The organism is Pseudomonas sp. FEMGT703P, from assembly GCF_002786345.1.
GTDB classification, from domain to species: domain Bacteria; phylum Pseudomonadota; class Gammaproteobacteria; order Pseudomonadales; family Pseudomonadaceae; genus Aquipseudomonas; species Aquipseudomonas peli.
This window is the reverse complement of sequence record NZ_PGCM01000012.1, coordinates 42,923-63,507: the sequence shown is the minus strand read 5'-3', so window position 1 is coordinate 63,507 and position 20,585 is coordinate 42,923. Positions and strand designations below refer to the sequence as shown.

Annotated in this window: 27 protein-coding genes and 1 riboswitch; of the genes, 7 read left to right on the top strand and 20 right to left on the bottom strand. The window is 62.3% G+C overall.

Annotated features, from left to right (window positions below; translation table 11 throughout):
- Positions 1-18: 18 nt before the first annotated feature.
- The 13 genes from CUR33_RS18055 to nrdR all read right to left on the bottom strand — a co-directional run bounded on the left by CUR33_RS18055 (position 19) and on the right by nrdR (position 9,796).
- Complete coding sequence (locus CUR33_RS18055) at positions 19-816, bottom strand: cobalamin-binding protein (RefSeq protein ID WP_289240466.1); 798 nt, start codon at positions 814-816, stop codon at positions 19-21.
- Entirely contained in the window at positions 816-1,232 is a 417-nt protein-coding gene (locus CUR33_RS18050) for an MFS transporter (RefSeq protein ID WP_289240465.1), read from the bottom strand. Before CUR33_RS18050 ends, CUR33_RS18055 begins: the two co-directional genes overlap by 1 nt.
- Positions 1,229-1,849, bottom strand: a complete 621-nt coding sequence (ribA, locus tag CUR33_RS18045) for a GTP cyclohydrolase II (protein ID WP_090255721.1) — start codon at positions 1,847-1,849, stop codon at positions 1,229-1,231. The genes CUR33_RS18050 and ribA overlap by 4 nt, the downstream gene beginning before the upstream one ends.
- A 112-nt stretch (positions 1,850-1,961) precedes the next feature.
- A complete protein-coding gene (locus tag CUR33_RS18040) occupies positions 1,962-2,609 on the bottom strand; it encodes a retropepsin-like aspartic protease family protein (RefSeq protein ID WP_289240464.1) in 648 nt (215 codons plus the stop codon).
- 17 nt (positions 2,610-2,626) lie between these two features.
- Complete coding sequence (locus CUR33_RS18035) at positions 2,627-3,355, bottom strand: substrate-binding periplasmic protein (RefSeq protein WP_160089316.1); 729 nt, start codon at positions 3,353-3,355, stop codon at positions 2,627-2,629.
- A gap of 16 nt (positions 3,356-3,371) precedes the next feature.
- The gene (locus tag CUR33_RS18030) at positions 3,372-3,902 is read right to left on the bottom strand and encodes a phosphatidylglycerophosphatase A family protein (RefSeq protein ID WP_090255725.1); all 531 of its coding nucleotides are present in this window, start codon (positions 3,900-3,902) and stop codon (positions 3,372-3,374) included.
- Entirely contained in the window at positions 3,895-4,863 is a 969-nt protein-coding gene (thiL, locus tag CUR33_RS18025) for a thiamine-phosphate kinase (RefSeq protein ID WP_289240641.1), read from the bottom strand. The genes CUR33_RS18030 and thiL overlap by 8 nt, the downstream gene beginning before the upstream one ends.
- Positions 4,864-4,870: 7 nt before the next feature.
- Positions 4,871-5,362, bottom strand: a complete 492-nt coding sequence (nusB, locus tag CUR33_RS18020; RefSeq protein WP_169852851.1) for a transcription antitermination factor NusB — start codon at positions 5,360-5,362, stop codon at positions 4,871-4,873.
- A complete protein-coding gene (gene ribH, locus CUR33_RS18015; RefSeq protein ID WP_090255729.1) occupies positions 5,359-5,835 on the bottom strand; it encodes a 6,7-dimethyl-8-ribityllumazine synthase in 477 nt (158 codons plus the stop codon). The genes nusB and ribH overlap by 4 nt, the downstream gene beginning before the upstream one ends.
- Positions 5,836-6,019: 184 nt before the next feature.
- Positions 6,020-7,114, bottom strand: a complete 1,095-nt coding sequence (gene ribBA, locus CUR33_RS18010; protein WP_090255731.1) for a bifunctional 3,4-dihydroxy-2-butanone-4-phosphate synthase/GTP cyclohydrolase II — start codon at positions 7,112-7,114, stop codon at positions 6,020-6,022.
- 10 nt (positions 7,115-7,124) lie between these two features.
- Positions 7,125-7,787 (bottom strand): riboflavin synthase, encoded by a 663-nt coding sequence (locus tag CUR33_RS18005; protein ID WP_289240463.1) that lies wholly within the window; start codon positions 7,785-7,787, stop codon positions 7,125-7,127.
- Positions 7,788-7,954: 167 nt separating this feature from the next.
- A riboswitch (FMN riboswitch) is annotated at positions 7,955-8,113 on the bottom strand.
- Between the two features lie 100 nt (positions 8,114-8,213).
- The gene (gene ribD / locus CUR33_RS18000; protein WP_090255735.1) at positions 8,214-9,332 is read right to left on the bottom strand and encodes a bifunctional diaminohydroxyphosphoribosylaminopyrimidine deaminase/5-amino-6-(5-phosphoribosylamino)uracil reductase RibD; all 1,119 of its coding nucleotides are present in this window, start codon (positions 9,330-9,332) and stop codon (positions 8,214-8,216) included.
- Positions 9,332-9,796, bottom strand: a complete 465-nt coding sequence (gene nrdR / locus CUR33_RS17995) for a transcriptional regulator NrdR (protein WP_090255738.1) — start codon at positions 9,794-9,796, stop codon at positions 9,332-9,334. The genes ribD and nrdR overlap by 1 nt, the downstream gene beginning before the upstream one ends.
- Positions 9,797-9,912: 116 nt before the next feature.
- Between nrdR and CUR33_RS17990 the strand changes: the two genes are divergently transcribed.
- From CUR33_RS17990 to trxA, 3 genes are all read left to right on the top strand, one after another.
- Positions 9,913-10,368, top strand: coding sequence for a YbaY family lipoprotein (locus CUR33_RS17990; RefSeq protein ID WP_289240462.1), 456 nt, complete (start codon positions 9,913-9,915; stop codon positions 10,366-10,368).
- Positions 10,365-11,021 carry a class I SAM-dependent methyltransferase gene (locus CUR33_RS17985; RefSeq protein WP_289240461.1) on the top strand — a complete coding sequence of 219 codons (657 nt, stop codon included), beginning with the start codon at positions 10,365-10,367 and terminating at the stop codon, positions 11,019-11,021. Before CUR33_RS17990 ends, CUR33_RS17985 begins: the two co-directional genes overlap by 4 nt.
- A 71-nt stretch (positions 11,022-11,092) precedes the next feature.
- Positions 11,093-11,965 (top strand): thioredoxin, encoded by an 873-nt coding sequence (trxA, locus tag CUR33_RS17980; protein WP_289240460.1) that lies wholly within the window; start codon positions 11,093-11,095, stop codon positions 11,963-11,965.
- Positions 11,966-12,001: 36 nt separating this feature from the next.
- Here the strand turns inward: trxA and CUR33_RS17975 are convergent, their stop codons facing one another.
- Positions 12,002-12,340, bottom strand: a complete 339-nt coding sequence (locus tag CUR33_RS17975; protein WP_289240459.1) for a hypothetical protein — start codon at positions 12,338-12,340, stop codon at positions 12,002-12,004.
- A 126-nt stretch (positions 12,341-12,466) separates the two neighbouring features.
- Here CUR33_RS17975 and CUR33_RS17970 point away from each other — a divergent pair, with 126 nt between their 5' ends.
- The 4 genes from CUR33_RS17970 to CUR33_RS17955 are packed head-to-tail and all read left to right on the top strand — an operon-like array spanning position 12,467 to position 15,629.
- Complete coding sequence (locus tag CUR33_RS17970; RefSeq protein ID WP_289240458.1) at positions 12,467-13,072, top strand: DUF2796 domain-containing protein; 606 nt, start codon at positions 12,467-12,469, stop codon at positions 13,070-13,072.
- 47 nt (positions 13,073-13,119) lie between these two features.
- Complete coding sequence (locus CUR33_RS17965; RefSeq protein ID WP_160089334.1) at positions 13,120-13,830, top strand: ABC transporter ATP-binding protein; 711 nt, start codon at positions 13,120-13,122, stop codon at positions 13,828-13,830.
- Positions 13,831-13,832: 2 nt separating this feature from the next.
- Positions 13,833-15,098 (top strand): ABC transporter permease, encoded by a 1,266-nt coding sequence (locus tag CUR33_RS17960; protein WP_090255753.1) that lies wholly within the window; start codon positions 13,833-13,835, stop codon positions 15,096-15,098.
- Positions 15,099-15,107: 9 nt separating this feature from the next.
- Positions 15,108-15,629: a DUF3299 domain-containing protein gene (locus CUR33_RS17955; RefSeq protein ID WP_090255756.1), complete on the top strand. Its 522-nt coding sequence runs from the start codon at positions 15,108-15,110 to the stop codon at positions 15,627-15,629.
- A gap of 79 nt (positions 15,630-15,708) precedes the next feature.
- Here the strand turns inward: CUR33_RS17955 and CUR33_RS17950 are convergent, their stop codons facing one another.
- From CUR33_RS17950 to CUR33_RS17925, 6 genes are read right to left on the bottom strand one after another with little or no spacing between them, the layout of a single operon-like run.
- Complete coding sequence (locus CUR33_RS17950) at positions 15,709-16,806, bottom strand: tetratricopeptide repeat protein (protein ID WP_289240457.1); 1,098 nt, start codon at positions 16,804-16,806, stop codon at positions 15,709-15,711.
- 1 nt (position 16,807) lies between these two features.
- Positions 16,808-17,491: an energy transducer TonB gene (locus CUR33_RS17945; protein WP_289240456.1), complete on the bottom strand. Its 684-nt coding sequence runs from the start codon at positions 17,489-17,491 to the stop codon at positions 16,808-16,810.
- Positions 17,491-17,901 (bottom strand): ExbD/TolR family protein, encoded by a 411-nt coding sequence (locus tag CUR33_RS17940; protein WP_090255761.1) that lies wholly within the window; start codon positions 17,899-17,901, stop codon positions 17,491-17,493. Before CUR33_RS17940 ends, CUR33_RS17945 begins: the two co-directional genes overlap by 1 nt.
- 10 nt (positions 17,902-17,911) lie before the next feature.
- Positions 17,912-18,460, bottom strand: a complete 549-nt coding sequence (locus CUR33_RS17935; protein ID WP_090255763.1) for a MotA/TolQ/ExbB proton channel family protein — start codon at positions 18,458-18,460, stop codon at positions 17,912-17,914.
- The gene (locus CUR33_RS17930) at positions 18,453-19,799 is read right to left on the bottom strand and encodes a MotA/TolQ/ExbB proton channel family protein (protein WP_289240455.1); all 1,347 of its coding nucleotides are present in this window, start codon (positions 19,797-19,799) and stop codon (positions 18,453-18,455) included. The genes CUR33_RS17935 and CUR33_RS17930 overlap by 8 nt, the downstream gene beginning before the upstream one ends.
- On the bottom strand, positions 19,796-20,566 hold the full coding sequence (locus tag CUR33_RS17925; protein WP_090255767.1) for a DUF3450 domain-containing protein: 771 nt from the start codon (positions 20,564-20,566) through the stop codon (positions 19,796-19,798). Before CUR33_RS17925 ends, CUR33_RS17930 begins: the two co-directional genes overlap by 4 nt.
- Positions 20,567-20,585 lie beyond the last annotated feature (19 nt).

The window sequence follows — 20,585 nt, the reverse complement described above, 5'->3', positions numbered from 1 at the left end:
CCATAGGCCCCTTCTCAATCATCGCGCCCGCTGCAATTGCTGGCAGAGTTTCTCCACCGCCCCAAGCATCTGAAAGCTTGGCCGCTCCAGTCCCGCATCCGGCACCAGCCACAGCTGCTTGCGCTCAACCGCCGCCACGCCCGGCCAGCTGCGCCAGGCATCTAGCTGCTCTTGCACACTGGCCAGAATCACCTCGGGGTTTGCTTGCAGCACCGCTTCCACACTGACCTGAGGCGCCGGCAAGCTGAGTTCGGCAAAGACATTCTCGGCGCCGCAGATACGCAGGGCGTCACTGATAATCTGCTCGCCGCCGATGGTGTACAGCGGCGTATCCCAGACCTGATAGAACAGCCGCAAAGGCTGTTCACGTTGATAACGCTGACGCAGTGCGACCAGACCGTTATTGAATTGCTGTTGCAGCGCCCTACCCTTGTCGAGGCGACCGATACGCGCGCCGATTTCGACGAAGTTCTCCGCCAGATCATCCAGTTTGCGCGGTTCCACAATCAGCAGTGGAATCCCTATGCGCTCTAGCTGCTGACGTTGCGCACGGCTGATGCTGTCAGGCCAGAGCAGCACCAGGTCAGGCTGCAATTTGAGCACGCTTTCCAGCTCAAGCTGGCCATAGCGGCCCACCGAAGGCAGTTGCGCCACCGCTGCCGGGCGCTCACCGCCATCCAGCAGGCCAACCAAGAGTTCGCCCGCATCCAGCTCCAGCATGATCTCAGTCAGGGACGGGGCTAGGGTGACCACCCGTTCGACGGCTGCTGCGGGTAACGCCAGCAACAGCAGCAAACAGAGAGTGGCAGCGCGCATCAGCCGAGTTGGCGTGGAATGCGATAGAGGTACAGCAGAACGATGCTGGAAATCGCGAGAAGGATCAGCGGGATCGCTTCCAGACCGGCGAAGACTGCGATAGCGGCAATCCAGGCTGGCAACGCTGCGCCGAGAAAGGCCAGGCGGCGCACACGCGCCAGTTCCAGCCAGGCATCGTGCTCATCGGCAGTATCGAGCGCTTGTTCCGTGGCCACCAGCGCGCGCTTGTAGCCACTGAACAGCGGCAGGCTAACAAACATTGAGGCCAGGCCGGCGATAAACAGCGGCATGGTCAGCAGACCGGTTTTCTGTTCGGCGCCAAACAGCAGATTGAGCACGAACAATGGCGCCAGGGTCACGGCCAGTTGCCGCCACCACTCCAGCGCCAGTCGACGGCGCACTTGACCGCGCGTCACAGGCTTTCCTCGACCTCGCCCTGGTGCAGGCTGCCGAGCATATGCCCGAGTTTGCCGGCCTTGGTCGCGAGGTATTTTTGGTTGTGCGGGTTGTGGTCGATCTGCAGCGGCACACGGGTAGCCACATTGATGCCCATGTCGCCCAGCGCCTTGACCTTGCGCGGGTTGTTGGTCATCAGCTTAAGCTGGCTGATACCCAAGTGATCGAGCATCGGCAAGCAGATGGCGTAGTCACGCTGATCCGCGCCAAAGCCCAAGCGCTCATTGGCTTCTACGGTGTCAGCGCCGCCATCCTGTAGCTCATAGGCGCGGATCTTGTTCAGCAGGCCGATGCCACGGCCTTCCTGACGCAGGTAGAGCAGAACGCCACGGCCTTCATGGGCAATCGCACGCAGCGCCGCTTCGAGCTGGAAACCGCAGTCGCAACGCAAACTGAACAGCGCATCGCCCGTCAGGCATTCGGAGTGCAAACGGCCCAGTACGGGCGCGCCATCGGCCACATCACCAAAGGTCAGGGCTACATGTTCCTTGCCTGTGGCCTCTTCGAGGAAGCCATGCATGGTGAACACGCCAAAAGGCGTAGGCAACTGGGAGGCGGCGACAAACACGACGGACACCGGATGCTCCTAAAGAAAATGGGCAGGAATAATAAGGCCGGCATTGTAACAGCAGGCCCTGGCAGCCGCTTGGCTTGAATTACTGATGATAAGAATCGAACCAACGCAAGAGCTAGTATTTGGACTCCAGCACCAGCACATCCTGTTCAACCTTCCAGCCAACGCGACCGAGAAAGCTCATGCCAAGCAGCGCCTCGGTCGGCGAGCCGCCTTCCAACACCACCGCATCAACGCCCAGCACTTCCAGCTCACCAACCTTCACCCGATCCAGCGTCACGCGCCAACCACGCGCGGTACCGCTGGCAGTGCTGACTTGCAAAGGCGAACCCATCACCCGGTAATCGATCCCCAGACGGCGCGCATGCTCATCATTCAGGGCCACCGAAGTGGCGCCGGTATCCACCAGGAACTGGATGGACTGACCATTGACCGAACCTGCAATCCAGTAATGCCCACCGATGCCCTTGGCCACACTGAGCTGTTTCTTCCGCGCTTCGGCAAAGCCATCGCTGTACTCACGACTCAAGTTGTAGCTGCGCTCCACGCCATCGACACGCAACACCGCGCCACGGCTATCAGCACTGACCACCACCACGCCACCTGGGCCAACCTGACCGACCTTGACCAGCTTGCGCTGGCCATCGACATTCAACACCGCAGCGCCAGGGAACAGGCCGACAACCCGTACCTGGGTGGCCGCCATGACGCCACTGCTCAGCAGTAGCGGCAGGCTCAACAACAGTACTTTCAAGGCGTACATGGAGCGTCTCGCACAGGTTAGTCAAATGGATAAGGTTGCTGCCAGCGCTGAAAAATAGGCCGTAGGCTGCCGTCCGCCACCAGGCTGTCCATGCGTTTATCGAACAACTCAGCCAGCGCCCGGCCACGCGGCGTATCGGCAAAACCCAGGTAAGTCGGCAGGTCGGTCAGCTGAGTAACACGGTAGCGCTCGGGCTGGCTGGTCGTGCGCAACACATCGTCAACTTCGGCCAGGGCATCGATATAGAAATCTACATGGCCCATGTCCAACATACGTAGGATTCCGCCGCGACGCAGCACTTCGCGGTACTGGTGCAAATTTGGCAGATAGCGCTGGTATTCATAACCGCGCATCCAGGCCAGGCGGAATTCGCCAAGGGACTGCTGGGTCGGGATGGGTTTGTCCAGCAGGCCCAGCGCAGAAATCTGATCGAAGTCGTAGTTCCAGCGCGGATAGAACACGCCTTGCTCGACTTCGTTAAGGTAAGAACCCACCCAGGCATCGGCAGCGCCGCGCTGCACCAGACCGATGGAGCGGGTGTAAGGGACCGTCTGGATATCCAGCCTCACGCCAGCAGGCTCGAACACCGTGCGGAAAATCTCCCACACCATACCGCTGCCATCAGGATGAGTGCGGCCTTCCCAGGTGTCACTGGCTATACGGATCTGCGTAAGCTCAACGGCGCACAGCGGCCCGCTGACAGCACTTATCACCAGCCACAGCAACCACCGACAGCAGCGGCCCATTTTCAATCCCTTTTGATTACCAGCCCAGCGCAGCAGCCAGCCCATTGCCCCAACCCCAGACAATCAGTTGCAGAGCCATCCAGGCAAACACACCGGCAAGTACGTCATCAAGCATGATGCCGACACCGCCATGCACATGCCGATCAATCCAACGAATCGGCCACGGTTTGAGGATGTCGAACACACGGAACAATAAAAAGCCTAGCAGCAGCCAGCCCCAGCCGTCGGGTACTAACCAAAGCGTAATCCACATGCCGACCATTTCGTCCCAGACGATACCTTCATGGTCATGCACCCGCAGGTCATCCGCCACTTTGCCGCACAGCCAGAAGCCAAACAACATGGTGATGCCAAGCATCAGCCAGTAACCCCAGTCGGGCAGCATCTGAAATAACGGCATAAAGGGCAGCGCCACCAGCGACCCCCAGGTGCCTGGAGCTTTCGGCAAAGTACCGGAGCCAAAGCCAAAGGCCAGGAAATGCCAGGGATTGCGCCATACCGAAGGCGGTACAAACTCGGCGGGAACTTGCTTGGGATGATCAGTCACTGACACGTCCAAAATGTTGATAACCGCTAAACGGCAGCTTTACGGGCTGACCTTGCGCGTCCAGCAGGGTAACGCCCTCACCGGCCACAACACGACCAATAACACGTACCGGCCAACCGGCTTGCTGTAAATCAGCCAGATGGGCCGTCGGCAGGGTAAATGCCAGGCGGTAATCATCGCCACCGCTCAATGCGCACTGGAGCGCCGCTGACTCACCCGCAAAGGCCAACAGGGTGGCAGACATCGGCACCCGTGCCTGCTCGATGATTAACGCTACGCCAGAGGCGGCGGCGATATGACCACAATCGGCCAGCAACCCATCGGAGATATCCAATGCAGCTGTGGCTTTGCCGCGCAGTGCCTGACCCAAGTCGAGCTGCGGCATAGGTGACCAGTAGCGCGCCAGCAACGGCTCGGCCACTGCGGGCTCGGCGTCCCGTTGCCCAAGCACCAGTGGCAAGGCCCCCGCCGCATCACCCAACTCACCGCCAACGCAGAGCAGATCACCGACCTGCGCGCCCTTGCGGGTCAGCGCCATGCCAGCCGGCACGCGGCCAAATACGGTCAGCGTGAGGCTCAAAGGCCCCCGGGTGGTATCGCCACCAATGAGGCGGATGGCGCACTGCTGGGCCATCCGGTCCAGACCGGAGGCGAACGCCTGCAGCCAGTCGGCATCAGCACTGGGCAGGGTCAAGCCCAGGGTAAAGCCAACAGGCGTCGCGCCCATCGCGGCCAGATCGCTGATCGATACGCCCAGCGCACGTTGCGCAAGCAGAAACGGGTCAGGCGATTCAGGGAAATGCACCCCGGCAACCAAGGTGTCAGTAGAAATGGCCAGCTGCTCGCCGACCGGCACCTGCAACAAGGCACAATCGTCGCCGATCCCCAATGCCACGCCTTCGCCGGCCTGCGCACAAGACGCAGCGGCGAAGTAATGACGGATCAGCTCAAACTCACCCAAAACAGGCTTAACGCTTGTTAGCGCGAACTTCATCCGCGCGCAGGCGCGGCGCCAGCTTGTCCAGCACACCATTGACGAACTTGTGTCCGTCGGTTGCACCAAACACCTTGGCCAGCTCGATACCTTCGTTGATCACCACGCGATAAGGAATATCGATGCGGTTTTTCAGCTCGAAGGTCGACAAGCGCAGGATCGACAGCTCAACCGGGTCGATCTCATCCAGCGGACGATCAAGCAGCGACTCGAACGCGCCATCAATCTCGGTTTTCTGCCGCGGCACGCCGTGCAGGATTTCATGGAAGTAGGCACCGTCCACCGCCGTGAAATCATTGTCGACACGGAACTGTGCTTCGATCTCGTTCAGCGACTGGCCTGCCATGTGCCAGGAATACAGCGCCTGCATGGCCAACGTACGTGCCTGACGGCGCGCCAGCGTCTTGGTGCTGGGGCCTTTTTTGGGTGCTTGAGGCTGCTGCCCGTTACCGTCGTGCTGGCTCACTTGGCCTCCAACTGCGCCAGCAGGCTGACCATTTCCAGGGCGGACAGTGCTGCTTCCGCACCCTTGTTGCCGGCCTTGGTGCCGGAGCGCTCAATGGCTTGCTCGATGGAGTCGACAGTCAGAACACCGAATGCAACCGGCACGCCGAATTCCATGGACACCTGAGCCAGGCCCTTGGTGCACTCGCCTGCCACGTACTCGAAGTGCGGAGTGCCGCCACGGATGACCGCACCGAGGGCGATGATGGCGTCGAAGTCACCGCGCTGGGCGACTTTCTGCGCGACCAGCGGAATCTCGAAGGCACCCGGCGCGCGAATGAGGGTGATGTCGCTTTCGCTCACACCATGGCGCACCAGCGCATCCACCGCACCGCTGACCAGGCTTTCAACAACGAAGCTGTTGAAACGGCCGACAACCAGAGCAAAACGGCCCTTGGGGGCGATAAAAGTACCTTCGATGGTCTTCAGGGTCATAAAACAATTCTCATATAGCGTTAAAGAGCCAGGGGGCAAAAAAGTTATAGCCCAACGGAACAGCGCGTAGCGAGCGCAGGACAGGTGGGGCGGAAACAGGTAAGGCTGCGACATTTACCGAGGTAAAGGACAAGCCAAACCTGTTTGCAACGCCGTCTATCCATGCGCAGTAGCGCGGCGGTCGTTATTCAGCGGGCAGGTATTCTACAACTTCCAGGTCGAAACCGGATATCGCGTTGAACTTCATCGGCGAGCTGAGCAAGCGCATCTTGCGCACGCCAAGGTCACGCAGAATCTGTGAGCCGGCACCCACCGTACTGTAGGTCGCCGGGCTGGCTGACTTGCTTTCTGCACTTTGGCTGCGCTCCAGTTGAGCCAACAGCTCCGGACCATTGATCGGATTGCCCAGCAACAGCACCACACCGCTGCCGGACTTGGCCACTTCGGCCATGGCCGCACGAAGGCTCCACCGTCCAGCCTGCTTGACCATCAGCAAGTCACGCAGCGGATCGGCGTTGTGCACGCGCACCAAGGTCGGGGTCTCGGCGCAGATGGCGCCCAGGGTCAGGGCCATGTGCACGCTGTCATCCAGGTCATCGCGGTAGCTGACCAGGTTGAACTGGCCCAGCTCGCTGTCGATCGTCTGTTCGCTGACACGCTGCACAGTGCGCTCGTGGATCAGCCGGTAGTGGATCAGGTCAGCGATGGTGCCGATCTTCAGGCCATGCTGCTCAGCAAACACTTCCAGCTCCGGGCGACGAGCCATGGTGCCGTCGTCGTTCATGATCTCGCAGATCACTCCGCTCGGCTCGAACCCGGCCATGCGCGCCAGATCACAGGCCGCCTCCGTGTGCCCAGCACGAGCCAGCACGCCACCAGGCTGAGCCATCAAAGGAAAGATATGGCCAGGGCTGACAATATCGTCGGCGGTCACATTCCGCGCAACCGCAGCCTGCACGGTACGCGCACGGTCAGCGGCGGAAATACCGGTCGTCACGCCTTCGGCGGCCTCAATCGACACGGTGAATTTGGTGCCGAATCCAGAGCCGTTGCGCGGTGCCATCAGCGGCAGCTTAAGCAGCTCGCAGCGCTCACGGGTCATGGGCATGCAGATCAGGCCGCGAGCGAAGCGGGCCATGAAGTTGATGTGCTCGGCGGTGACGCATTCCGAGGCGATGATGATGTCGCCTTCGTTCTCACGATCCTCGTCATCCATCAGGATGACCATCTTGCCGGCGCGGATGTCTTCGATCAGTTCTGCTGCAGTATTCAAGGCCATGCGGGCGATCTCACTTATTCAGGTAGCCGTGTTCGGCAAGAAAACTGGCGGTCAGGCCCGAGGCGGCAGGTTCAGCGGCTTTGTCACCGAGCAACAGGCGCTCCAGGTAACGCGCGAGCAGATCCACTTCGAGGTTGACCTGGCGGCCAGGGCGGTAGTCGAGCATGATGGTTTCGGCCAGGGTGTGCGGCACGATGGTCAGCTCAAATTCGGCGCTGTTGACCGCATTGACGGTCAGGCTCGTGCCGTCGACGGTGATCGAGCCTTTGTGGGCGATGTACTTGGCCAGTTCGCGTGGTGCACGAATGGTGAATTGCCACGCTCGGGCATTTTCCGCCATCGATACGATCTCACCGACACCGTCAATATGCCCACTGACCAAGTGACCACCCAAGCGGCTCGTGGGTGTCAGGGCCTTTTCCAAGTTGACCTTGCTACCGGCCTTGAAGTCGATAAACGCGGTACGAGCCAAGGTTTCGCGGCTGACATCAGCCCAAAAACCATCGCCGGGCAACTCAACTGCAGTCAGGCACACGCCGTTGACCGCAATGCTGTCGCCCAACTTGACGTCTGCAAGGTCAAGCTTGCCGGTTTCCACATACACCCGCACATCGCCACCCTTAGGTGTCAGGGCACGGATACTGCCAATAGCTTCGATTATGCCGGTAAACATGCCACCCCCTGTATCGCAGCCACAGCAAAGCACTGGCGCACAACGCCAGTAGCCTTAGGCTTGGAATAAAAATCAGACATCTAGACCAACTCCTGTTTTATAAAAAACAGGGCGTGATTGATCGATAGGGATTTCGAGGCACGCCTGAACGCGCCTTCTTGAGGCAATCCCGCTCTCTCTTTATCCGGACTTTAACCGTCGGCCCCGGAATCACACCGGGTCTGCTGACCTTGCCAAGCGGTTTACGCCACCGTGCAAGCGCTCGCGGGCTAGGCTATGCAGCCATTACCGCCGGTGGGGAATTACACCCCGCCCTGAGAACGTTACGGCCGCTTGCGCAGCCGAGACGCGTTTTACCACATATTGCACGCGCCCTGCACCGGCAAACGACCGCCTGAATGGCGGGCCATTGCGGATAACGGCTGGTTAAACAACCGGCTGTGGCACCGCGATAATCCGCCAGTCATCACCGACTGCGCGCATCTCAACAATTTTCAACGCTGGCGCATCGGCCATGCGCGCCAACGGCAGGTCAAGCAGTGGCCGCGCGCTGGACCCCAGCAGCTTGGGCGCGACAAACAGCTGGTACTCATCCACCAGGCCCAGACGGGCAAACGCCCCGGCCAACCGCGGCCCAGCTTCCACCAGGACTTCGTTGGCACCACGATTGGCCAGTTCGACCAGCAGACGACGCAGGTCAACATGCCCGTTGCTACCGGGTACGGCCAATAATTCGTGTCCATCGTCCAGATAGCGATCACGCGCCGAAGCCGCTGCGCACGTCGCCACCAGCGCAGCGCCTGCCTGAAAGAACGGCACGCTGAGCGGGACTCGCAGGCGTCCATCAACCAGCACCCGCAGGGGTGGTCGCGCCTGCGCCAGCGCGCTCAACTCTGCCCCAAGGCCCAGCTCGTCAGGGCGTACCGTCAGCCGGGCATCATCGGCCAGCACCGTGTCGGCGCCGGTCAACACCACACTGGCGCGCGCGCGCAGCCGCTGAACCGCCGCTCGGGCGGCGGGCCCGGTGATCCACTGGCTTTCACCACTGGCCATGGCGGTGCGCCCGTCCAGGCTCATGGCCAGCTTGACCCGCACAAACGGCAAGCCCTTCTCCATCCGCTTGATAAAGCCGGCATTCAGCGCCCGTGCCTCGGTTTCCAGCACGCCGCTCTGCACAGCGATACCGGCATGCATCAAGCGCAGCAGGCCATCACCACCGACTTGTGGATTGGGATCCTGCATAGCCGCGACCACACGGGCAACGCCGGCATTGATCAAGGCATCGGCACACGGCGGTGTACGCCCATGGTGGCTGCAGGGTTCCAGCGTGACATAGGCCGTTGCGCCACGAGCCTTGTCGCCTGCCTGACGCAGCGCGTGCACTTCCGCATGCGGTTCACCGGCTCGGGCATGCCAGCCTTCGCCGACGATACGCCCGTCACGCACGATCACGCAGCCCACGCGCGGATTAGGGTGAGTGGAGTACAAGCCTTTACGGGCCAGCTCCAGCGCGCGCGCCATAAAGGCGTGATCTGAATTCATCATCAACCTTTAATAGGCTCGCGGGACAGTCGATCGATTTCCTCGCGGAACTCGTTAAGGTCTTGAAAGCGTTTGTACACCGAGGCAAAGCGGATATAGGCCACTTCATCGAGCTTTTGCAGCTCGCCCATCACCAGCTCACCCAGAACCAGCGACTTGATCTCGCGTTCGCCAGTGGCGCGCAGCTTGTGCTTGATGTGGGCAATTGCGGCTTCCAGGCGCTCGATACTCACCGGGCGCTTCTCCAGCGCACGCTGCATGCCGGCACGCAGCTTGTCTTCATCGAAGGGCTGGCGGCTGCCGTCCTGCTTGATCAGGCGTGGCATCACCAGCTCAGCGGTTTCAAAGGTGGTGAAACGCTCTTCACAGGCCAGGCATTCACGCCGACGACGCACCTGCTCACCCTCGGCAACCAGGCGCGAGTCGATCACTTTGGTGTCATTGGCACCGCAGAAGGGACAGTGCATAAATAAGGCCAGCCTTAGAACGAAGGTAGCCATGGTAGCGCATCCCGCAGGCAAGACAAGCCGAGGGGTTTGCGGTATACAGGCGCCCATGCAAACCAGCGCAGTTGAGACCTTCCATGAAAGCCCCCACGCCGTTACAACCGCTGATTCTCGTGAGCCTGATCGCTTTGTTGACGGCCTGTGCCAGCGACAGCCCGCCGCCCGCAAAACCCACCGTGCAGACGCCGACGACCACACCGGCCGAAGCCAAGCCTCTGCCTGCTTATCAACGCGAGCTGAGCGGCAGCCTGTTGAATGTGCCCCATGAAGCGGATGTCGAGCTGGCCCTGCTGGCAGTCGATCAACGCGGCCGGCCGCAAACGCTGCTGGGCAATATCCAACTGCGCGGTACCGGCAACCCGCTGGCGTTTCGCTTGCCGTTCAACCCGGAAACCTTCAATAAACACAGCCGTATCGAGCTGCATGGCCGCGCCAATCAGGCTGGCCAGCTGATTCTGCGCCTGCCCGAGCAACCGATTGCCCGCGGCGAAACCCAGAACCTCGGGGAGTTGCGCCTGGTACCTGCGCCATGACAGCACCGGCCGCCCTACAGGCTGCGCTCAGCGAACTGCTGGGTGACGCCCAGCTCAGCGCGCAAACCCTGCCCGGCACGGAGATCAAGTTGTGGCTGATCGACCCGGCGAACATGGACCGCTGCTTCAGCCCGGAAGAAACCCGCCTGATCCTTGAAGAACCGCCCTACTGGTGTTTCTGCTGGGCCAGCGGACTGGTCCTGGCGCGCTGGCTGGCCGAGCACCCTGAGTGGGTGCGCGGCAAGCGCGTGCTGGATTTCGGTGCGGGCTCAGGTGTGGCGGCGATTGCTGCAGCCAAAGCCGGTGCGCTGGAAGTAGTGGCCTGCGACCTTGATCCATTAGCGCTTGCATCCTGTCAGGCGAATGCCGCACTCAACAATGTGCAGCTGAGCTACTCCGCAGACTTCTTTGCCGAGGCTGACCGCTTCGACCTGATTATCGTCGCCGACGTGCTTTACGACCGCGCCAACCTGCCGCTGCTCGACCAGTTCCTCAGTCGTGGACGTGAAGCGCTGGTGGCAGATTCACGCGTGCGCGACTTTCAGCACCCGCTGTACCAGCGCCTAGGCATACTCGAAGCCTGCACCTGGCCGGACCTGGCCGAGCCGGCTGAGTTTCGTCATGTCAGCCTGTACCACGCCGAACGCAACTAGCAGCCCTTGTATCCGCCAGCCCTAGCCCGCATTTATAGTCCATCCCATTTTTCGCATCGCCGAGACCGATCATGAGCACGTCCCCTTACATCGTTGATATCGCAGGCAGCGCCAGCTTCGAACAGCTGGTGATCGAGAACTCCTTCCAGAAGCCAGTGCTGGTGGATTTCTGGGCGGAATGGTGCGCGCCCTGCAAGGCACTGATGCCGCTGCTGGCGAAGATCACCGAGGAATATAACGGCGAGCTGCTGCTGGCCAAGGTCAACTGCGATATCGAGCAGGACATCGTTGCCCGCTTCGGCATCCGCAGCCTACCGACCGTGGTGCTGTTCAAGAATGGCCAGCCGGTCGACGGCTTTGCGGGCGCGCAACCAGAGTCGGCGATTCGCGAAATGCTCAAACCCCACGTCGCCGAACCGGCTCCAGCCGGTGCCGACCCAATGGAAGCCGCGCAGGCGCTATTCAGCGAAGGTCGCTTTGCCGATGCCGAAGCGGTGCTCAAAGTGCTGCTGACGGAAAACAATGAACACGCGGCCGCGCTGATTCTCTATGCACGCTGCCTGGCTGAGCGCGGTGAGCTGGGTGAGGCTGAAGCCGTGCTGGGCGCGGTAAAAGGCGATGAACACAAACAGGCGCTGGCCGGTGCCCGCGCGCAGCTGACTTTCCTGCGTCAGGCCAGTGAGCTGCCAGATGTGGCCAGCCTGAAAACCCGTTTAGCGCAAAATGCCGACGACGATGAAGCCAGCCACCAGTTGGCGATTCAGCAACTGGCGCGCCAGCACTACGAACCAGCGCTGGACGCCCTGCTGATGCTGTTTATTCGCAACCGCAGCTACGCCGACGGCCTGCCGCACAAGACCCTGTTGCAGGTCTTCGACCTGCTGGGCAATGACCATCCACTGGTCATCGCTTACCGGCGCAAGCTGTACCAAGCGATTTACTGATCCCCACCCGCGTCGATGTAACCCCATCGACGTGAACTAGCCCACCCAGTGGTAAATCGGCGCATCGATGCCGGTTTCCACGCGCGCCTGTGCGCAATGGCGCAGCCGCACCAGCAGGCGTTTGCCCGCTGCCTCACCGCCCGCCAGCCCAGCCAATTGCCCGAGCAGCTGCGGCCCGTCGATCTGCCCCGCCTGGCGCAGCAACTCCAGCGTGGTTTGCCACAGCGCATCATTGGCCACAGGCGCGACAGCGGCTGCGGGGGCTGCAGGCGTTTCAAGGCTTACGTGCTGAGCCAGCTGCGCCCAGTCCTGCGCATCCAGCTCAACCGTAAGGTCCACCGGCCAGGCGCCGATCTGCCCACGAATTCGCACCATCACTCTGCCCTCAGCTAATCAGCCGCCATGCTCCCACGTCCACTGCAGGCCGCCAAGCAAGGCTGGCCATGGACGTTAAGAAATTGTTATAACGTAACAAGCATTAACTTCTGATCGGAGATCACCATGCGCCGCCTGCTACTTGCCCTGCCGTTTGCCTTACTGCCCCTGGCCGCCCTCGCGGCCGAACACAGTCATGAACATGACCACGCGCATGATCACGCCGAGCACGGCAGCCTGGACGCTCACGAGCACGGCGCCGCGCAACTCAACGTGGTACTCGACGGCAAGGTGCTGGAGCTGCAACTGGAAAGCCCGGCGATGAACCTGGTGGGCTTCGAGCATGCTGCCAAGAGCGACGCTGACAAAGCCAAGGTTGCCGCCGCACGCAGCCAGCTGGAACAACCGCAGCCGCTGTTCGGCCTGAACGCTGGCGACTGCACGATCAGTAACCAAGAGCTGGAAAGCCCGCTGTTCGCCGACCATGCGGACACTCATAAACATGAGCACGACCACGACCACGACCACGAAAAGTCCCATGACAGCGAGCACAGTGATATCCACGCGCACTACACACTCGACTGCCAGAAGCCTGAAGAATTGAAACAACTTAACCTCGGCGAACTGTTCAAGCGCTTCCCCGCCACCGAGAAAATTCAGGTACAACTGATCGGCCCGAATGGCCAGCAGGGCCTGGAGCTGACGCCCGCACAGCCGACCCTGAGTTTCTAACCACCTTTTTGCAGCAGAACGGCCGGGGCAACCCGGCCGCTTACTTTATGAGTTCAGCCTTGATCCACCTGTCCAACCTCGGCTTTGCCTGGCCCGGCCAACCTGAGCTGCTGGACATCGACGCGTTCACCCTGCAACGCGGCGAAAGCCTGTTTCTCAAAGGCCCCAGCGGCAGCGGCAAGACCACCCTGCTCGGCCTGCTCGGCGGCGTACAGAAACCTAATCGCGGCAGCATCCAGCTGCTCGACCAGGACCTGAGTACGCTGTCCGCCAGCGCCCGCGACCGCTTTCGCGTCGATCACACCGGCTACATCTTCCAGCAGTTCAACTTGCTGCCGTTTCTCTCGGTGCGCGAGAACGTCGAGTTGCCTTGTCATTTTTCCAAACTGCGCGCCAGCCGTGCTGTGCAGCGCCATGGCAGCGTGGCCAAGGCCACCAACGCCCTGCTCGCCCACCTGGGTTTGCACCAGCCGGAATTGCTGCAACGCCGCGCCGGTGACCTATCGATTGGCCAGCAGCAGCGTGTGGCGGCTGCGCGTGCGCTGATCGGCCAGCCGGAACTGGTGATCGCCGACGAACCCACCTCGGCGCTGGATGCCGATGCCCGCGAAGCCTTTCTCGAACTGCTGTTCGCCGAATGCCGCGAGGCCGGCTCCAGCCTGCTGTTTGTCAGCCACGACCAGAGCCTGGCACGGCTGTTTGACCGCAGCCTGTCGCTGGCCGAGCTGAACAAAGCCACTCGCCTGGCGGAGATTTAACGATGTATCTACTGCGTCTCGCCCTGGCCAGCCTGGGCAACCGCCGTTTTACCGCGTGGCTGACGGTGTTCGCCATCGCGCTCTCTGTATGCCTATTGCTCGCGGTCGAGCGGGTGCGCACCGAAGCACGCGCCAGCTTTGCCAACACCATCAGCGGCACCGACCTGATCGTCGGCGCGCGCTCCGGCAGCGTGAACCTGCTGCTGTACTCGGTATTCCGCATCGGCAACGCCACCAACAATATTCGCTGGGACAGCTTCGAGCAGTTAGCCCAGCACCGTCAGGTCAAATGGGCCATCCCGATCTCACTCGGCGATTCGCACCGTGGCTACCGGGTGATGGGCACCAGCCCGGCGTATTTCGAACACTACCGTTATGCCCGCAGCCAACCGCTGCAACTGAGCAGCGGCCGCGCCTTTGCCGATGACCCGTTCGAGGTTGTACTTGGCGCGGAAGTGGCGCAAGCGCTCAACTACCAGCTCGATCAGGAGCTGGTGCTGGCCCATGGCGTGGCCACCATCAGCCTGGTCAAACATGACGACAAGCCCTTCAAGGTGGTCGGCATCCTCAAGCGCACCGGCACACCGGTGGACCGCACCCTGCATATTTCCCTGGCCGGCATGGAGGCCCTGCATGTCGACTGGCAAAACGGCATGCCCGCACGCGGCGCGGCAAAGGTCAGTGCTGAGCAGGCGCGGGCGATGGACCTGCAACCCAAGCAGATCACCGCCGTCATGCTCGGCCTGAACAGCAAGATCGCCACCTTCAGCTTGCAACGCGAGATCAACGAATTTCGCGGCGAACCGCTGCTGGCGATTCTCCCCGGCGTTGCGCTGCAGGAGCTGTGGAGCCTGATGGGCACCGCCGAGAAGGCGCTATTCGTGGTTTCGCTGTTCGTGGTGCTGACTGGATTGATCGGCATGCTTACGGCGATTCTCACCAGCCTTAACGAGCGCCGCCGGGAAATGGCGATTCTGCGCTCGGTCGGCGCGCGGCCCTGGCATATCGCCAGCCTGCTGATCGTCGAGGCCTTTGCCCTGGCCCTGGCCGGCGTACTGCTCGGTTTGCTGTTGCTGTACCTGGGCATCGCCGGAGCGCAGGGCTATGTGCAGGCGAATTACGGCCTGTACCTGCCACTGAATCTGCCGACCCGCTATGAGTGGACGCTGCTCGGCGCTATTCTGAGCGCCGCCCTGTTGATGGGCTGTGTACCGGCCTGGCGCGCGTACCGCCAATCCCTGGCCGATGGCTTATCGATCCGTTTATGAGGCTCTTGCATGCACCGTTCCCTGCTCGCCACCCTGCTGCTCACCCTGGCCCTGCCCCTGGCGGCTGCCGAGGTGCGCGAGCTGACTTGGTCGGAAATGGTCCCGGCCGATGCGCCGCCGCAAGTCGTTGAGCCGGCACCGATCCACGACCTCTCGCAGTTGGCCGACGCACTCGCCGAATCCGGCCCGGCGGCCATGCAGCAATCGCCCGCAGCGCCGGTGGTGCAGGCACTGGATGGCCAATCGGTAAAACTGCCGGGCTATATCGTGCCGCTGGATGTCACCGATGAAGGCCGGGTGACCGAGTTCCTCTTGGTGCCGTACTTCGGTGCATGCATCCACGTGCCGCCACCGCCATCGAATCAGATCGTCCATGTCACCAGCGAGCTGGGTGTGCTGCTCGATGCGCTGTATCAGCCGTTCTGGATCGAGGGCCCGCTCAAGGTCGAGCAGACCAGCAGCGAGCTGGCCGAAGCCGGTTATCAGATGGAGGCGGAAAAGATCTACGCCTATGAGCTGCCAGACAGCTAAGAAACAGCGCGGCAACCAGCCAGAAAAAAGCCAGACCTAGGTCTGGCTTTTTTATTGGGCGCTACACACCGGTAGTTGACTAGCCGGCGCTGGCCACGTGTTTTTCACGCTGGTAGCTCAACTCGCTTTCCGCCCACTGGCGCCAGGCGCGCACTTTGCTGCGCTCGGCACCGGCCCGTTCGGCCTTGGCCAAGGCGTCGAGCCCGGCTTGCCAGCGCGCCTGTTCCAGCTCCAGCTGGGCCAGGTGCAGCCAGTGCTTGGCACTGCCCGAGCGCTGCGCCAGTTCGCGGAATACCTGCGCCGACTTGCTGCGCTCACGCGCCTGCCACCAGAGCAGCCCCAGCCGCTCCTCACGGGCAGCGGTGCGCGGCAACAGGCCTTGGTCGAGCATCCCGGCAAGCAGCTTGGCGCCCTGCCAGGGTTGATCGGCAGCGCCAGCCAGCAGCACCAGGTTGTCCAGTTCGCTTTCATTGAAGCGCAGGCCCTTCTGGTACGCCGCGCGCAAGGTTGCCAGCGACTTGTCATGACTGCCGCTCAGCTGCTGCAAGGCAGCCAGCTGACGCCAGCCCTGGGCGTTATTCGGCTGGCGTGCGAGCAACTGGCGCTGCCAGCGCTCGGCGGCAGCGTACTTCTTCAGATCAGCGCTCATTGCGACGAGAAACTGCAGCCAGCTATCGGCGGCCTGCGGATTAGCCTGCACATAACGCTCGGCCAACGGCAGCGCCTTGGCCGGTTGACCGAGGCCCTGATAGGCCTGCACCAGCATCTGCAGCACCTCTTCATTGGCGTTGGCCTGCCCTGGTGCGAGCAGGGTCACCACCTGGGCGTAGCGGCGCTCGACCAGGTTTAGACGGGCCAGGTTCAGCTCTTCAGCGGCTTGCAGCTCGGCGTCCAGCTTGCCGCTTTTCAGTACCTTTTCCAGCAGCTCGATGGCCTGAGCATTCTGCCCTTCGGCCCAGGCCAGATAACCGCGGCTGCGCCACAGCAAGGCCTCTTCCAGGCTACCCGGCGTGCCCTTGGCAGCATCCAGAGCGCGGCGCGCGGCCGCGTAGTCGCCTTTCTTCTGTGCGGTCTGCGCCGTATCCAGCGCGCGAAACACGCCAGGATCAACACTCTGCCCAGCCGCCTGCGCGGCACCAGCGCTACACAGCGCGATCAGCAACAGTAGACGATACATATCAGCGAGCTCCTTCCAAACGGAAGTACAGGGTTTTCACTGCTTCACGGGCTACCGCCAGACCGCCTTCGGTGCGCGGCGCAAACCGCCAGCGCACGGCAGCGCGGCGGGCTTCGCGTTCAAACACGTTCTGCGGGCTGGCTTCGATAACCCGCACGTTTTCTACCGCACCTGCGCGGTTGATGGTGAACGCCAGCTTCACATGCCCTTCAATGCCGCGCTGCAAAGCGTAGCGCGGGTATTCCGGACTGACATCATTGAGCGGCATCACTTCACTTTCCGGGCCGCCGGGCTGACCACCAGCATCGCTCGGGGCCGGCGCACTGGGCGCTGAGGCACCCGCTGCCAGCCCCGTCAGACTTGGTGTCGGCGCGCTGTTCACGGCAATCCCCGTGCTCAGGCTCGGCACCGGCAGATCCAGGGCCGGCAGGTTGGCGCTCGGGGTGGCCGTCATCGGCGTCGGAGGTGTCGGGGTTTGCGGCGTTTGTGCTTGCGGCGGCTGCGGTGCCTGCTGGCGGGTGCGCGTCGCGGTGTCGCTGGAATCGCCGTCAAGACGGACGAAATTGGCCACCGTCAGCGGTTCCTCACTCGGCTTGCTGCTGGGCGGCGCGACCATGTAAAGCATCAGGCCGAACAGCGCCAGCGCCATCACACAGGCCGCGACAAAGGACAGTGGCAAACGCATCAAAGCGCTCCCGCCGTAGCGGCCAGAGCCACGTCATGCACACCGGCCAGGCGCGCCTGATCCATCACCTGCACGACCAGGCCGGTACGCGCATCCTGATCGGCCTGAACCACAACGGCGCCGTCCGGCTGGTCGACGCGCATGCGCTCGACATGCGCACGCACGCTGCGCACATCGACGACTTTCTTGTCCATCCACACCTGCCCATCGGCGGTGATGGCGATGAGGATATTGCCTTTGTCCTGCGGGCTGGCGGTTTCCGCCTGGGGCCGCTGCACTTCGACGCCGGCTTCCTTGATAAAGGAGCTGGTGACGATAAAGAAGATCAGCATGATGAAAACCACGTCGAGCATCGGCGTCAGGTCGATGCCGGTGTCTTCGTCTTGCTGGTGATGACGGCGCATTCTCATGTGTCGAATCTCAGTCGTGACGCAGCTGGTCAGCCAGCCGCTCTAGAGCCCGGCGTGCATCGCGTTCGAGGCGCGCCAGGCTGAACAATCCACTAATAGCCAAGACCATGCCGGCCATGGTCGGCAGAGTCGCCTGCCAGACCCCGGCCGCCATGCCGCGCGGGTTACCGGTGCCATTGATGGCCAGCACGTCGAACACCGCGACCATACCGCTGACCGTGCCAAGCAAGCCCAGCAGCGGGTACATCGCCACCAGGGTCTTGCTCAGGCGCAGCGGGCCAAGCAGGTGCTGCTGCGCCTGGGCCAACCAGGCACTGCGCACCGCGCGCTGCCAGTTGCCGGTGTCGTCGCTCAGCACCTGTTGCCAGGCTTGGCGGCGCTCGGCGACCCATTGCGGGAATACCCGGCGCATGTACCAGAAGCGCTCGAAGACCAGGGTCCAGAACACCACGCACAGGCCCGCCAGCGCCCACATCGCCAGCCCACCGGCGCTCATGAAATCGAGCAGGGCATGGCTGCTATCGACCAGGCGCAACCACAGCGCCAGCCAATCAGTCACGACGCGGCGCCCCGGACAGGTGCAGGGCAATCAACCCGGCGCTTTGCTGCTCGAGCAGCTGAATCAGGCCCTTGCTACGGCTGGCCAGCAGGGTGTGCAGGAACAGCAGCGGAATCGCTACCACCAGGCCCTGCACCGTGGTCACCAGCGCTTGCGAGATACCGTCGGCCATCAGTCGTGAATCGCCGCCACCGCCTTGGGTGATCGCCTGGAAGGTGACAATCATGCCGGTCACGGTGCCGAGCAGACCGAGCAGCGGCGCCACGGCACACAGCAACTTGAGCAGGCCTTGGCCTGTTTCCAGCGGCGGGGTCTCTTGCAGGATTGCCTCGTCGAGCTTCAGCTCCAGGGTTTCCAGATCCGCCAGCTGCGGTTTCGGCCCCAGTACGCCGATGATCCGCCCCAGCGGGTTGTCGGCACGCGGCGCACTCAGGTCATGCATCTGCGCACTGACACTGTGGGCAACGCGGGCCAGGTAAATCATCCGCCAGGCTGCCAGCAGCAGGCCGAATATCCCCAACGCAACAATCACCCAGCCCACCAAGCCACCTTGCTGCAGGCGATCCCAGAAGCCTGGCTCACGCTGCAACTGCGCCAGCAAGGTGCCACGGCTTGGGTCTATTGGCAGGCTGGCTACCGTTGCATCGCTGTCCAGATAATCCGCAACCTGGCCCAAACCAGACGGCTGACGCGGCGGCGCCAGCAGCTCGCCGGCATCGGCGTCATAACGCAGGAAGGCATCGGCAGCGTAGGCGGAGAACGCGCCGACCCGCAGCACATCCTGCGGATTACGCGTGCCGTCGGCAGCCACTACCGGCAGTTGCAGTTGCTCAACCCGGCCGCTGGTGGTGAGGTCTTCGAGCAGCAGCATCCAGTAGCCATCGAGGTCGGCAGCGGAAGGCAGCGTGCGGCTTTCGGCCAGCGCCTTGAGACGCGCCAGGCGCTCGGGGTACTGGGCATTGAGCAGGCTGTCCTGCCATTGGCCGGCAACATCACCGGCGCTCTGGCGGACCACGCCAAACAACTCGCCAAGGTGACCGGCGCGCTGGCTGAGGAGCTTTTCCTGTTCGGCCAGCAGGCTTTCCTGACGGTCGAATTCGGCCTTCAACTGTTCGGCCTCAGCCTTCTGTGTGGCCAGGGCGCTGCGCGCAGTGGCCAACAGTTGGGCACGCTCGCCGCGCTCGGCAATAAAGGCCTGCTCGCGGCTTTGCATGGCGCTGACTTCAGCCGCGCGCTCGCTGCGAATACGTTGCAGCAATTGATCCGGGCTCAGCGGTTCGGCAGCGCCAGCTAGGGCGGGCAGCAGGGCCAGGGTAAAAGCGAGAACACGACGATTCATGGCTTGGCCTCCAGCGCCAGGGTCTTCACGGGCAGGTCAAGCACGGCCGGGGCCTGCTCCTGGCGGGCAATCGCAATCGCTTGGCGCAACGGGCGGCGGGCGCTACCGTCGAGGATCTGCCAGCTGCGGGTTTGCGGGTTCCACCAGCCACTCTCATGGCCATCGAGGGTCTGGAAATACAGCATCACGCGACCCAGACGGAGGAATTCGACGCTGCGCGACGTGCCTTCATTCGGCAGTTCACCGCGCCAAGCTTCCAGAGTGCGGCCGTAATCGCTCTCCACCTGATAGGCCTCAAGGATGCGCCGGTATTTCTCGGCCAGACTGACATCCGCACGCGGCAGCAAGTCCTGTAACTGGGCCAGGCGATCACTGCGCTCATCCGGCAGGAACGGCAGGTCAGCGGCAATAAATTCACCCAGCACTTCGACCATGCGACGCATCTGTGGCGTCACCGCCTCTTGAGTGCGCTCGATGCCATCGAGTTGCTGCTGATAGCCAGCCAGCTCTTTGCGTTGCGCTGCCACCAGCTCGCGTAATTGAGCGTTATAACCTTGCAACGCTTCAGCCTGCTGCAATGCGTTACGGTACTCGGTGAGCATTTCCCGGCTGGCGTCATCGAGCTGCTCGATACGCGCCTGCGAGGCCTTGGCATCGGCAGCCAATTGCTGACTTTCATCCAGCGCGGCATCCAGAGGGGTCGCCGCTAAAGGCGCACTGGCCAGAACCAGAGCGACTGCCAGCAGGCGCTTCGGCAGAGGGATCATGAAGTATTCCTTGAACTGA

Excerpts from the sequence above, each read along its gene's own strand:
- CUR33_RS18055 (WP_289240466.1), bottom strand. The coding sequence starts at position 816 with ATGCGCGCTGCCACTCTCTGTTTGCTGCTGTTGCTGGCGTTACCCGCA.
- CUR33_RS18040 (WP_289240464.1), bottom strand. The coding sequence starts at position 2,609 with ATGTACGCCTTGAAAGTACTGTTGTTGAGCCTGCCGCTACTGCTGAGC.
- CUR33_RS18035 (WP_160089316.1), bottom strand. The coding sequence starts at position 3,355 with ATGGGCCGCTGCTGTCGGTGGTTGCTGTGGCTGGTGATAAGTGCTGTC.
- ribH (WP_090255729.1), bottom strand. The coding sequence starts at position 5,835 with ATGACCCTGAAGACCATCGAAGGTACTTTTATCGCCCCCAAGGGCCGT.
- ribBA (WP_090255731.1), bottom strand. The coding sequence starts at position 7,114 with ATGGCCTTGAATACTGCAGCAGAACTGATCGAAGACATCCGCGCCGGC.
- CUR33_RS18005 (WP_289240463.1), bottom strand. The coding sequence starts at position 7,787 with ATGTTTACCGGCATAATCGAAGCTATTGGCAGTATCCGTGCCCTGACA.
- ribD (WP_090255735.1), bottom strand. The coding sequence starts at position 9,332 with ATGATGAATTCAGATCACGCCTTTATGGCGCGCGCGCTGGAGCTGGCC.
- nrdR (WP_090255738.1), bottom strand. The coding sequence starts at position 9,796 with ATGCACTGTCCCTTCTGCGGTGCCAATGACACCAAAGTGATCGACTCG.
- CUR33_RS17990 (WP_289240462.1), top strand. The coding sequence starts at position 9,913 with ATGAAAGCCCCCACGCCGTTACAACCGCTGATTCTCGTGAGCCTGATC.
- CUR33_RS17985 (WP_289240461.1), top strand. The coding sequence starts at position 10,365 with ATGACAGCACCGGCCGCCCTACAGGCTGCGCTCAGCGAACTGCTGGGT.
- trxA (WP_289240460.1), top strand. The coding sequence starts at position 11,093 with ATGAGCACGTCCCCTTACATCGTTGATATCGCAGGCAGCGCCAGCTTC.
- CUR33_RS17975 (WP_289240459.1), bottom strand. The coding sequence starts at position 12,340 with ATGGTGCGAATTCGTGGGCAGATCGGCGCCTGGCCGGTGGACCTTACG.
- CUR33_RS17970 (WP_289240458.1), top strand. The coding sequence starts at position 12,467 with ATGCGCCGCCTGCTACTTGCCCTGCCGTTTGCCTTACTGCCCCTGGCC.
- CUR33_RS17965 (WP_160089334.1), top strand. The coding sequence starts at position 13,120 with ATGAGTTCAGCCTTGATCCACCTGTCCAACCTCGGCTTTGCCTGGCCC.
- CUR33_RS17960 (WP_090255753.1), top strand. The coding sequence starts at position 13,833 with ATGTATCTACTGCGTCTCGCCCTGGCCAGCCTGGGCAACCGCCGTTTT.
- CUR33_RS17955 (WP_090255756.1), top strand. The coding sequence starts at position 15,108 with ATGCACCGTTCCCTGCTCGCCACCCTGCTGCTCACCCTGGCCCTGCCC.
- CUR33_RS17950 (WP_289240457.1), bottom strand. The coding sequence starts at position 16,806 with ATGTATCGTCTACTGTTGCTGATCGCGCTGTGTAGCGCTGGTGCCGCG.
- CUR33_RS17945 (WP_289240456.1), bottom strand. The coding sequence starts at position 17,491 with ATGCGTTTGCCACTGTCCTTTGTCGCGGCCTGTGTGATGGCGCTGGCG.
- CUR33_RS17940 (WP_090255761.1), bottom strand. The coding sequence starts at position 17,901 with ATGAGAATGCGCCGTCATCACCAGCAAGACGAAGACACCGGCATCGAC.
- CUR33_RS17930 (WP_289240455.1), bottom strand. The coding sequence starts at position 19,799 with ATGAATCGTCGTGTTCTCGCTTTTACCCTGGCCCTGCTGCCCGCCCTA.
- CUR33_RS17925 (WP_090255767.1), bottom strand. The coding sequence starts at position 20,566 with ATGATCCCTCTGCCGAAGCGCCTGCTGGCAGTCGCTCTGGTTCTGGCC.